Here is an 11,219-nt window from a genome sequence, read left to right on the forward strand (position 1 = left end):
TACTGGTGCCCACATCGATGTCAGCGCCTTCACCGCCCATGTCGGTTTTCACCCAACCCGGATGCAGCGACAGTACGGTGAGCTTCTGCTCGCCCAACTGAGTGACGAAGCTGTTGGTCATCGAGTTCAGCGCGGCTTTGCTGGCCTTGTACAGCGCCAGCTCCGGCGCATCCGGCATGGTCACGCTGCCCAGCACCGAACTCATGAACGCCAGCACGCCGGTAGCCGGACGAATCTGTCCGACAAAACGCTGGGCCAGATTGATCGGCGCCACGGCGTTGGTGAAGAACAATTGACCGACCTCGGCCAACGTCGCGCCGCCCGGTGTCTGAACCTCCGGCCCCTTGACCCCGGCATTCACGAACAATAGGTCGAACACTTCGCCCTTGAGTTGTTGGCTCAGGGCGATGACCGCCTGCTGGTCGTCCATGTCGAGTTTTTCGATCCGCACCGTGCCCAAGGCCTGCAAGGCTTCGGCGTTCTGCGGGTTGCGCACGGTGGCGGTGACCTGCCAGCCGTCGGCCAGCAGGGTTTTCACCAGACCGAGGCCCAAGCCCCGGGAGGCGCCGATGATGAGTGCGGTTTTTGCCGTAGACATGAGTGGCTTCCTTGATAAATGAGGATCACGGATTCAATGGACAACGTTGACCGAGCCGTTGCTGCAACTCCTGACGCAGCGCGCCGAGTTCGTCCATTCGGGTTTCGATCAGTTTGAGTTTGTCTTGCAGCAATTGCGTGACGGCGCTGTCCGGATCGGGCGACTGCCATAACGCGGCGACGCTGTTACCGATCTCGCCGAGGGTAAAGCCCAGCCGCTGAGCGGTCTTGATGTACAGCACCAGTTGCACCATGTCCGCCGGATAGTCGCGATAACCGTTGGCGCTGCGTTGTGCCGCAATCAGCCCGCGCTGCTCGTAGAAGCGCAGCGTGTCGCGGCTGACGGCGCTGGCCTGGGCTAATTCACCGATGCGCATCATGACGTCTCGAGAGGGCTTGACCCTGGAGCATACTCCAGGCTTTAGCCTTGTTGCTCCCTGAATTTATGGAGCAAGACGGATGTGGACTTCAACGCAATATCGCCAGTTGGTGAAGGGTAGCGCCTGGTATGACTTGATCGTCATGGTGGCGTTTGTCACGCCGTGGAGTTTTTCGGCGTTGCATGGAGTTTTGTTGAGTGTGAGTCATGCTTTCAATTTGTCCGGCGAGTTGCCGCCGTTTGAGCCGATGCACATGCTGATGGCCAATCTGTTGGGGTCGATTGTCTGCGTGTGGGCGGTGCTGCGGATTCGTGATCCGCAGCAGGTGTATGGGCGGTATGACGCAGTCGGCAGATTTCTGTTTTCGGCTTGGCAGCTCTATGCCTTGGCCCACGGTGCCAGTTCGATATTGGTGATTTTCTTGATCTTTGAATTGGCGTGGGGCGTTGTTCAGGTGTTGCCCGTGAGGGCGCCTTCGCGAGCAAGCCCGCTCCCACAGTAGATGTGGGTTGATCACAAAATCCAGGCTCGACTCGGTCCAAATGTGGGAGCGGGCTTGCTCGCGAATAGGCCCGCCCGGCCAGCCACTAATGCCCGGCCTGCCACGGTTTCCCCAACGACACCGGCGCATACAACCGCGTGCGCAGCGCATCCCGGGACAACAACACCAACACCACAATGGTCGCGACATACGGCAGCATCGCCAGCAGACTCGACGGAATCGCCAGCCCCAACCCCTGCGCCACCAAATGCAGGATGCTGGCGAGTCCGAACAGATACGCCCCCAGCAGCAACCGCCACACCCGCCAACTGGCAAACACCACCAGCGCCAAGGCAATCCAGCCGCGCCCGGCGCTCATGTTTTCCGCCCACATCGGCGTGTAGGCCAGCGACAAATAAGCCCCGGCCAATCCAGCCATCGCCCCGCCAAACAGCACCGCCAGCGTGCGCACGCCCAACACCGGCAAGCCCATGGCACTGGCTGCATCCGGGTTTTCCCCGACCGCCTGAATGATCAGCCCCACGCGACTTTTCACAATCACCCAGGCCACCAGCGCAAACAGCGCGAACGACAGGTACACCAGCAAATCCTGCGCAAACAACATCCGCCCGATCAGCGGGATTTCACTCAAATAAGGAATCGCCACCGGCTCAAAACCTGCCAGCGGTTTACCGACCCACGCCGCGCCGACAAAGGTCGACAGGCCCACACCGAAGATCGTCAGCGCCAACCCGGTGGCCACCTGATTGGCGTTGAACACCAGCGCCACCAGCGCAAACAACGACGACAACAGCATCCCGGCCAGCATCGCCAGCAACACACCGAGCCACAGGTTGCCGCTGTTCAGCGCGACGATAAAACCGATCACCGCGCCAAACAGCATCATCCCCTCCTGACCGAGATTGAGGACTCCGCTCTTTTCACAGATCAATTCACCCAAAGCCACCAACAGCAACGGCGTGCCGCAGCGGACCATGGCGTAGAAAATGTTGCTCAGCAGATCGATATCCATCACAGCGCTCCTGCTTGTACGGCGGTGGCTTGTGCACGACGGGACCCGCGCAGGTTCAAACGCGGTCGGTAGAGAATCAGCACGTCACTGGCCAGCAGGAAAAACAGCATCATTCCCTGGAACAATTGGGTGATTGCTTGCGGCAGATTCATGCTCATCTGCGCGCTCTCGCCGCCGATGTACAGCAGCGCCATCAGCAGACTGGAAAACAGAATACCGATGGGATTGAGTCGCCCGAGAAACGCCACGGTGATCGCCGCATAGCCGTAACCCGGCGACACCTGCGGCACCAATTGGCCGATCGGCCCGGTGACTTCACATACGCCGGCCAGCCCCGCCAACCCTCCGCTGATCAACAGCGCCAGCCAGATCAGCCGCTTCTCGCGAAAGCCGACGAACCCCGCTGCGCGCTTGTCCAGCCCGAGCACTTTGATCTGGAACCCGATAAAACTTTTCTGCAGCAAAACCCACACCGCCACCAACGCGAGCAAGGCGAAATACACGCCCATGTGGACTCGACCATCTTCCATCAGCAACGGCAAACGACTGGCATCACCGAACATCGCTGATTCGGGAAAGTTGAACCCGGCCGGATCCTTCAGCGGCCCATGCACGCAGAACAGCAACAGGTTCAGGGCGATGTAATTGAGCATGATGCTGGTGAGGATTTCATTGGCATTGAAACGCGTGCGCAACCACGCTGTCAGCCCGGCCCACGCGGCACCGGCCAGGGTGCCGACGAGCAGGATCAACACCAGCGCCCAGCGAGTTTGCATGCCGATGATGTTCACCGCCAGCGCACTGCCGGCCAGCGCGCCAAGCAGCAACTGACCTTCGGCGCCGATGTTCCAGATTCGTGCTTGGTACGCCACCGCCAAACCCAATGCACAAAGCAGAATCGGCAGCGCTTTGACCAGCAGTTCGGAGACGCCATACAGGTCGCTGATCGGTGCGATCAGCAACGTGTGCAAGGTCAGCAACGGGTCATGCCCCAGCGCGATAAACAGCAGCGAGCCACAGCCCAACGTCAGGACAGCCGCCAGTAATGGCGAGCACCACAGCATCAGGCGCGATTGCTGGCCACGGGGTTCGAGAGAAAGCAGCATGTGAAACTCCGTTAAACCGTTGCACGTGATTGAGGGGCGTCGAACTGGCCGGCCATCCAGCCGCCGACATCGATCAGGCGCGTGTCGAGCGTGGCCTTGAGCGGCGACAATCGACCACTGCACAAAGCGCCGAGGCGGTCGCTGATCTGGAACAGTTCGTCGAGGTCTTCGGAGATCACCAGGATCGCCGCACCGGCGTCGCGCAAGGCAATCAGCGCTCGGTGAATGGTCGCGGCGGCGCCGACGTCCACCCCCCAGGTCGGGTGTGCGGCCACCAGCAGTTTCGGTTGCTGCAGGATTTCCCGGCCGAGGATGAATTTCTGCAAGTTGCCGCCGGACAGGCTGCGGGCTGGTGTCTGGGTATCGGGCGTCTTCACCCCGAAGCGATGGATGATTTCTTTGGCCAGGGTTTCGACCTTGCCACGCTGGATCAGGCCGTTGCTGACCAGCCCTTGTTGAAAGGCAGTGAGCAGGGCGTTGTCCGCCAGGCTCAAATCCGGCACCGCGCCATGGCCCAGACGTTCAGCGGGGACGAAGGCCAGGCCCAGTTTGCGCCGTGCATCCGGCCGCAAGTGCGCCACCGGTTGTCCGGCGAAACTGATCGTTGCGCCGTCGTTGCGGTTTAGCGCTTCTTCGCCACTGAGCAAGGCCAGCAACTCATCCTGACCATTGCCCGCGACCCCGGCGATGCCGACGATTTCACCGCTGCGCACTTGCAGGTCAATGTCATTCAGCGAGCAGCCGAACGGGTCCGGGTTGTGCCAGGACAATCCCGTCACGTTCAGGAATGCATTAGCGCCAGTGACTTTCGGATAATCCGTAATCAGCGCAGCGGCTTCGCCAACCATCAACTGCGCCAGTTGCCGATCCGAACACTCGGCCGGCACGCAATGCCCGGCCACCTGACCGCTGCGCAACACCGTGGCGCTATGGCACAACGCGCGAACTTCACCGAGTTTGTGGCTGATAAACAGAATGCTGCAGCCCTCGGCAGCCAGTCGGCGCAAGGTGACGAACAATTCATCGGCTTCCTGCGGGGTCAGTACCGAGGTTGGCTCATCGAGAATCAGCAGACGGATGTCCTGCATCAGGCAACGAATGATTTCCACCCGCTGGCGTTCGCCGATCGACAGGCTGTGGATAAGTCGCTCCGGCTCCAGCGCCATGCCATAGCGCCGGGAGACTTCACGAATCTTTGGCTCAAGCTGTTTCGGTGTGCCAGCCTCCGCGCCCATCGCCAAGGCTATGTTTTGCGCCACGCTCAGGGTCTCGAACAGCGAGAAATGCTGGAACACCATGCCGATTCCAAGACCCCGAGCCTGAGCCGGGTTGCGCATTGTGACGGGTTGCCCTTGCCAGATCATCTCTCCCGAGTCCGCGTGGGTGACGCCGTAGATGATCTTCATCAGCGTACTTTTGCCCGCGCCGTTTTCGCCAAGCAGGGCATGGATTTCGCCAGGGGCTATGCTCAAGTCGATGGCATCGTTGGCCAGGCAACCGGGGTAGCGCTTGCTGATTCTGCGCAGTTGCAGACGAGGTGTTTGATCGGGGATCGGCACGGGGTTGGGCATGACAGGCTCGGGTCGATTGAAGGGATGCCTGTGGGCAAAGCAATTTCCTGGCCATTGAGTCAGGAAAACTCAAAAGCGTTACAGGTGAAGGCCTTGAAGACGGCGCCTCGCCCTATGTCGATCCCGGACCAGGCACCACTTGAGGGCAACGCCGTTCATCAGGCTCCGGTTTTGCTCAGGGTGTTTGGTCAAAAAACGAGCAACTGACGGCAAGCCATACCGGACAGGGGGCGGCGACAGCCATGAACGGGTTATCCACAGATTGCTCCACAGTATTTGTGCGCAAGCCCGAAGCTCGGGCATAAGCACTGCGTAGCTTTCTTCTAAAGGTGATAAACCGCTCTAACTGATTGTTTTTACGTGGAATTAGCTTTTTTGATGGCGGATTGGTCGAAAAGTGAGCAACGCCCGCAAAGCCGCATGACAGAAGGGTTACAGCCGAGTGTGCTCAGGTTATCCACAGCCGGGTGCACAGTAGATGTGGGCAAATGAACCGGTTCGACGAAAGGGCTGTGAACGTTGTTGGTGCGATTAGTGCTGCAACAAAATGCGCCCGCGGCTCAAATCCGCCAGCTGCGTTTGCAGGGTATCGATCTGGCTTTCGCCGATCGCCAATTGCAGCTCTACGCCGTTGGCCGTGAACGTTTCTTCCACAACTAATCCACCCAGTTCCGCCACCCGAAGCTTCACCAGCGGCAACTCACCAAAAGCACAAGCACAACTCACTGGCACCCGACTGATCAACTCAACCTTCACCGCGGCTTGCAGGCACTTGTTGGCGCCGCCGCCATACGCCCGGGCGAGGCCGCCGGTGCCGAGTTGAATGCCGCCATACCAACGAATCACCAGCACGGCGACCTGATCGCAATCCTGCGCGTCGATTGCCGCCAGAATCGGTCGGCCAGCGGTGCCACCAGGCTCGCCATCGTCAGTGCTGCGGTATTGGTCGCCAAGTTTCCAGGCCCAGCAATTGTGCGAGGCATTCAAATCGCTGTGCTGTTCGATGAACGCCTGGGCTTCAGCAGGGCTACTGATCGGCGCGGCGAAGGTGATGAAGCGGCTTTTGCGAATCTCTTCGCGGTACTCGCAAAAACCGCTGAGGGTAAAAGGCATAAGAGTCTTAGATTGTTGGCGTCAGGCCGCAGCCCTTGAGAATGATGCGGATCAGGTTGTTGCCGGCGTCTTCCATGTCCTGCTTGGTCAACTTGGTGCGACCGCTGACACGGCAGATCTGCGTGGCGAAATCGGCGTAATGCTGGGTACTGCCCCACAACAGGAAGATCAGGTTTACCGGGTCGACCGGGTCCATTTTTCCGGCGTCGATCCACGCTTGGAACACGCCCGCCCGACCCTGGAACCAGGCGCGATAGTCCTGGTTGAAATACTCGGTCAGGCATTCGCCGCCGCTGATGACTTCCATCGCGAAGATCCGCGAGGCTTGCGGCTGACGACGGGAGAATTCCATCTTGGCGCGGATGTAACGTGTCAGCGCTTCGGCCGGATCATCATCAAAGGTCAGGGTGTTGAAGGTGCTGTCCCATAATTGGAGGATGTTGCTCAACACCGCCACGTACAAACCGAGCTTGTTGGTGAAGTAGTAATGCAGATTCGCCTTGGGCAATCCGGCATTCAGGGCAATGGTGTTCATGCTGGTGCCTTTGAACCCGTGACGGGCGAACTCGTCTTCGGCGGCTTTGATGATGGTCTCTTCGTTCTTCTGACGAATGCGGCTGGCAGGTTTGCCGCCGTGAGCGGGGACTTCAAAGGTCATAGGCACTTCCGGACAAGTGGGTGGGTGCAACCAGTGCGTTGATAGCGCACCCACGGGCATCAGACAAGTCCTGACGCGATAAAACCTAGCGTGTCGCAGCCAGACTCTCCAGAAAACTTTCCAGCACCAAATGCGGGCGACGGCCCTTGCGGGTGACTGATGCGAGGCTCAGGTCATAAAAACGCACCACTGGTTTCAGCGCGCGCAATCGGCCTTGCTGCACCCAGAGGCTGGCGTAGTGGTCCGGCAGATAGCCGATGTAGCGTCCGGTGAGGATCAGGAACGCCATGCCTTCCCGGTCCGAGGCACTGGCGGTGCAATTGAGCGCCTGGTAATGGGCCTGGATTTCCGCGGGCAAACGGAAAGTCGGCGCGATCGCGTCCTGGCTATTGAGGCGCTCGTCATCCAGTTGTTTATCGTCGACATAGAACAACGGATGACCGACCGCGCAATACAGTAGCGAGCGTTCGCTATAGAGCGGCTGATATTCCAGCCCCGACAGCGCGCTGGCTTGCGGCACCACGCCGACATGCAATCGACCGTCGAGCACGCCTTGTTCGACTTCATTGGGCGCGATCATGCGGATCTGAATCTGCACGTTCGGCCCGCGTTCCTTCAATTGCGCCAAGGCGTGGGTGATGCGCATGTGGGGCAGGGTGACCAGATTGTCGGTCAGGCCGATGGTCAATTCGCCGCGCAGATGTTGGTGCAGGCCGTTGACCTCGGTGCGAAAACTTTCCAGCGCACTTAATAGCTGCAACGCAGATTGATAGACCTCGCGGCCTTCCTCGGTCAGGGAAAATCCGGCGCGACCCCTTTGGCATAAACGCAGACCGAGGCGTTGTTCCAGATCGCTCATTTGCTGGCTGATGGCCGAGCGACCGATTCCCAGGACCGATTCCGCTGCTGAGAAGCCGCCGCACTCCACCACACTGCGAAAAATCCGAAGCAGGCGGATATCAAAGTCACTGACTTGCGCCAGCGGATCGGGGCGACGGCTGCTCATAGTTTAGTGGTGACCTGACTGAACGTTAGAAGAGTTGGATTTCACCGACTTTATCCCCATGGCAATTTAGCTGCAAGAACGCTTTTGATCTCTATGCCGCTTATTGCCCTGCGAGGTTTTGCCCATGAACTTGCCTGAAAACAACCCGACTTCCCTGGCCAGCCAGCTCAAGCTCGATGCTCACTGGATGCCCTACACTGCCAACCGTAATTTCCAGCGCGATCCGCGACTGATCGTGGCGGCTGAAGGCAGTTGGCTGATTGATGACAAGGGGCGCAAGGTTTACGACTCGCTCTCTGGTTTGTGGACCTGCGGCGCCGGGCATACCCGCAAGGAAATTCAGGAGGCGGTCTCCAAGCAGTTGGGCACCCTCGATTACTCGCCAGGTTTCCAGTATGGCCATCCGCTGTCGTTCCAGCTGGCTGAGAAAATCACCGACCTGACCCCGGGCAATCTCAATCACGTGTTTTTCACTGACTCGGGCTCCGAGTGCGCTGACACGGCGGTGAAGATGGTTCGTGCTTACTGGCGTCTGAAAGGCCAGGCCACCAAGACCAAGATGATCGGCCGTGCCCGTGGTTATCACGGCGTGAACATCGCCGGCACCAGCCTCGGTGGGGTGAACGGCAACCGCAAAATGTTCGGCCAGGCGATGATGGACGTCGATCACCTGCCGCACACCTTGCTGGCGAGCAATGCCTATTCCCGTGGCATGCCGACAGAGGGCGGTATCGCCTTGGCGGATGAACTGCTCAAGCTGATCGAGTTGCATGATGCTTCGAACATTGCGGCGGTATTCGTCGAGCCAATGGCTGGTTCCGCTGGCGTGCTGGTTCCACCACAGGGTTACCTGAAGCGTCTGCGCGAGATCTGCGATCAGCACAATATCTTGCTGGTGTTCGACGAAGTGATCACCGGTTTCGGCCGTACCGGCTCGATGTTCGGCGCCGACAGCTTCGGCGTGACCCCGGACCTGATGTGCATCGCCAAGCAAGTCACTAACGGCGCGATTCCGATGGGCGCGGTGATTGCCAGCTCCGAGATCTACCAGACCTTCATGAACCAGGCGACGCCGGAGTACGCGGTGGAATTCCCGCACGGCTACACCTATTCCGCGCACCCGGTGGCTTGCGCCGCTGGCCTGGCAGCACTCGACCTGCTGCAAAAGGAAAACCTGGTGCAGAGCGTGGCCGAAGTCGCACCGCATTTCGAAAATGCGCTGCACGGTTTGAAGGGTTCGAAAAACATCATCGATATTCGTAACTACGGCCTGGCCGGTGCGATCCAGATCGCGCCGCGTGACGGCGACGCCATTGTGCGTCCATTCGAAGCCGGCATGGCCCTGTGGAAAGCCGGGTTCTACGTGCGCTTCGGCGGCGACACCCTGCAGTTCGGCCCAACCTTCAACAGCAAGCCGCAAGACCTTGATCGTCTGTTCGACGCGGTCGGCGAAGTGCTGAACAAAATCGACTGATTTTTCCCTTCTATATAGAGGCGCCCCTTGAAGGGCGCCTGTGGACAACTTTTCAGGAGCCCCGCATGAGCCTTATCCCGCATTTGATCAATGGCGAACTGGTGACCGAAGACGGTCGCACAGCTGACGTGTTCAACCCGTCTACTGGCCAGGCGATCCACAAGCTGCCATTGGCCAGCCGCGAAACCATTCAAAAAGCCATCGACTCGGCCAAGGCTGCGTTCCCGGCCTGGCGTAACACTCCGCCGGCCAAGCGTGCGCAGGTGATGTTCCGCTTCAAGCAATTGCTGGAGCAGAACGAAGCACGTATCGCTCAACTGATCAGCGAAGAACACGGCAAGACGCTGGAAGATGCTGCTGGTGAACTGAAGCGCGGAATCGAGAACGTCGAGTTCGCTTGCGCCGCACCGGAAATCCTCAAGGGCGAATACAGCCGTAACGTTGGCCCGAACATTGATGCATGGTCGGACTTCCAGCCGTTGGGCGTGGTGGCCGGTATTACGCCGTTCAACTTCCCGGCCATGGTGCCGCTGTGGATGTATCCGCTGGCAATCGTCTGCGGCAACTGCTTCATCCTCAAGCCCTCCGAGCGTGATCCAAGCTCAACGCTGTTGATCGCTCAATTGTTGCTGGAAGCCGGCCTCCCTAAAGGTGTGCTGAGTGTGGTGCACGGCGACAAGGCTGCGGTGGATGCGCTGATCGAAGCGCCGGAAGTCAAAGCGTTGAGCTTCGTTGGTTCGACGCCGATTGCCGAATACATCTACGCCGAAGGCACCAAGCGCGGCAAACGCGTTCAGGCACTGGGTGGCGCGAAGAACCATGCGGTGCTGATGCCGGATGCGGATCTGGATAACGCGGTCAGCGCACTGATGGGGGCGGCTTATGGTTCCTGCGGTGAGCGTTGCATGGCGATCTCGGTGGCTGTTTGCGTCGGTGACCAGGTGGCGGATGCGCTGGTGGCCAAACTGGTACCGCAGATCAAGGCGCTGAAAATCGGTGCCGGGACTTCATGCGGTCTGGACATGGGGCCGCTGGTTTCCGGTCAGGCTCGCGACAAAGTCAGTGGCTATATAGAAGACGGTGTTTCGGCGGGTGCTTCTTTGGTGGTCGATGGTCGTGGTCTGAGCGTGGCGGGTCATGAGGAAGGTTTCTTCCTGGGTGGCTGCCTGTTTGATAACGTCACGCCAGAAATGCGCATCTATAAAGAAGAGATCTTCGGGCCGGTGCTGTGTGTTGTCCGGGTTAACAGCCTGGAAGAGGCGATGCAGCTGATCAACGATCACGAGTATGGTAACGGCACCTGCATCTTTACCCGTGATGGGGAAGCGGCACGGTTGTTCTGCGACGAAATCGAAGTCGGTATGGTCGGCGTCAACGTACCGCTACCGGTACCGGTGGCTTATCACAGCTTTGGCGGCTGGAAGCGCTCGCTGTTCGGCGACTTGCATGCGTATGGTCCGGATGGCGTGCGTTTCTACACCCGTCGCAAGGCCATTACCCAGCGCTGGCCACAACGGGCGAGCCATGAAGCTTCGCAGTTCGCATTCCCTAGCTTGTAAGTAGAAGGGAAGAAGGCCGGCCCCTTGGGGCCGGCCTTTGTGTTTCAGGGGCTTTTTTACCTATATTACAGAATTGTGAAAATAGGTGTTGACGGCAGATTCTGGAAGTCTATAATTCGCCCCACTTCCGGCGCAGTCGAAACGGAAAACTCCTTGGTAAACAATGAGTTACGCAGTTTTCGACAGCGAGTTGCTTCAGGTCATCGAAGCCCAGAAGGAGTTGAAAGAGTGGCGTTGTTTG

General features: G+C 59.1%; 11 protein-coding genes. 3 read left to right on the top strand and 8 right to left on the bottom strand.

The genetic code is table 11. The features are described 5' to 3' along the window. Together E3W21_RS05440 and E3W21_RS05445 are read right to left on the bottom strand one after the other, a co-directional pair. A partial coding sequence (locus E3W21_RS05440; RefSeq protein WP_256661528.1) for an SDR family oxidoreductase occupies positions 1-598 on the bottom strand: 598 nt, incomplete at its 3' end. Positions 599-623: 25 nt separating this feature from the next. Further along, positions 624-974: a MerR family transcriptional regulator gene (locus tag E3W21_RS05445; RefSeq protein WP_129445079.1), complete on the bottom strand. Its 351-nt coding sequence runs from the start codon at positions 972-974 to the stop codon at positions 624-626. 82 nt (positions 975-1,056) lie between these two features. Between E3W21_RS05445 and E3W21_RS05450 the strand changes: the two genes are divergently transcribed. After that, complete coding sequence (locus E3W21_RS05450) at positions 1,057-1,479, top strand: hypothetical protein (protein ID WP_134418729.1); 423 nt, start codon at positions 1,057-1,059, stop codon at positions 1,477-1,479. A gap of 85 nt (positions 1,480-1,564) precedes the next feature. On the opposite strand, the gene E3W21_RS05455 is transcribed toward E3W21_RS05450, so the two are convergent. From E3W21_RS05455 to E3W21_RS05480, 6 genes are all read right to left on the bottom strand, one after another. Next, complete coding sequence (locus E3W21_RS05455; protein WP_134418730.1) at positions 1,565-2,491, bottom strand: ABC transporter permease; 927 nt, start codon at positions 2,489-2,491, stop codon at positions 1,565-1,567. Then, positions 2,491-3,597: an ABC transporter permease gene (locus E3W21_RS05460; protein ID WP_134418731.1), complete on the bottom strand. Its 1,107-nt coding sequence runs from the start codon at positions 3,595-3,597 to the stop codon at positions 2,491-2,493. Before E3W21_RS05460 ends, E3W21_RS05455 begins: the two co-directional genes overlap by 1 nt. An 11-nt stretch (positions 3,598-3,608) precedes the next feature. Further along, positions 3,609-5,168 carry an ABC transporter ATP-binding protein gene (locus tag E3W21_RS05465; RefSeq protein ID WP_134418732.1) on the bottom strand — a complete coding sequence of 520 codons (1,560 nt, stop codon included), beginning with the start codon at positions 5,166-5,168 and terminating at the stop codon, positions 3,609-3,611. 531 nt (positions 5,169-5,699) lie between these two features. Continuing rightward, positions 5,700-6,281, bottom strand: coding sequence for a YigZ family protein (locus E3W21_RS05470; RefSeq protein WP_134418733.1), 582 nt, complete (start codon positions 6,279-6,281; stop codon positions 5,700-5,702). Between the two features lie 7 nt (positions 6,282-6,288). Then, on the bottom strand, positions 6,289-6,939 hold the full coding sequence (locus tag E3W21_RS05475) for a TetR/AcrR family transcriptional regulator (RefSeq protein ID WP_056746120.1): 651 nt from the start codon (positions 6,937-6,939) through the stop codon (positions 6,289-6,291). Positions 6,940-7,024: 85 nt separating this feature from the next. Beyond that, on the bottom strand, positions 7,025-7,945 hold the full coding sequence (locus E3W21_RS05480) for a LysR family transcriptional regulator (RefSeq protein WP_134418734.1): 921 nt from the start codon (positions 7,943-7,945) through the stop codon (positions 7,025-7,027). 124 nt (positions 7,946-8,069) lie between these two features. Here E3W21_RS05480 and E3W21_RS05485 point away from each other — a divergent pair, with 124 nt between their 5' ends. Both E3W21_RS05485 and E3W21_RS05490 read left to right on the top strand, forming a co-directional pair. Next, a complete protein-coding gene (locus E3W21_RS05485) occupies positions 8,070-9,419 on the top strand; it encodes an aspartate aminotransferase family protein (protein ID WP_134418735.1) in 1,350 nt (449 codons plus the stop codon). Between the two features lie 65 nt (positions 9,420-9,484). Beyond that, complete coding sequence (locus tag E3W21_RS05490; protein WP_129438724.1) at positions 9,485-10,978, top strand: CoA-acylating methylmalonate-semialdehyde dehydrogenase; 1,494 nt, start codon at positions 9,485-9,487, stop codon at positions 10,976-10,978. Positions 10,979-11,219 lie beyond the last annotated feature (241 nt).

Origin of the sequence: Pseudomonas sp. F01002 (assembly GCF_004402115.1) — a bacterium.
GTDB lineage: Bacteria > Pseudomonadota > Gammaproteobacteria > Pseudomonadales > Pseudomonadaceae > Aquipseudomonas > Aquipseudomonas frigoris.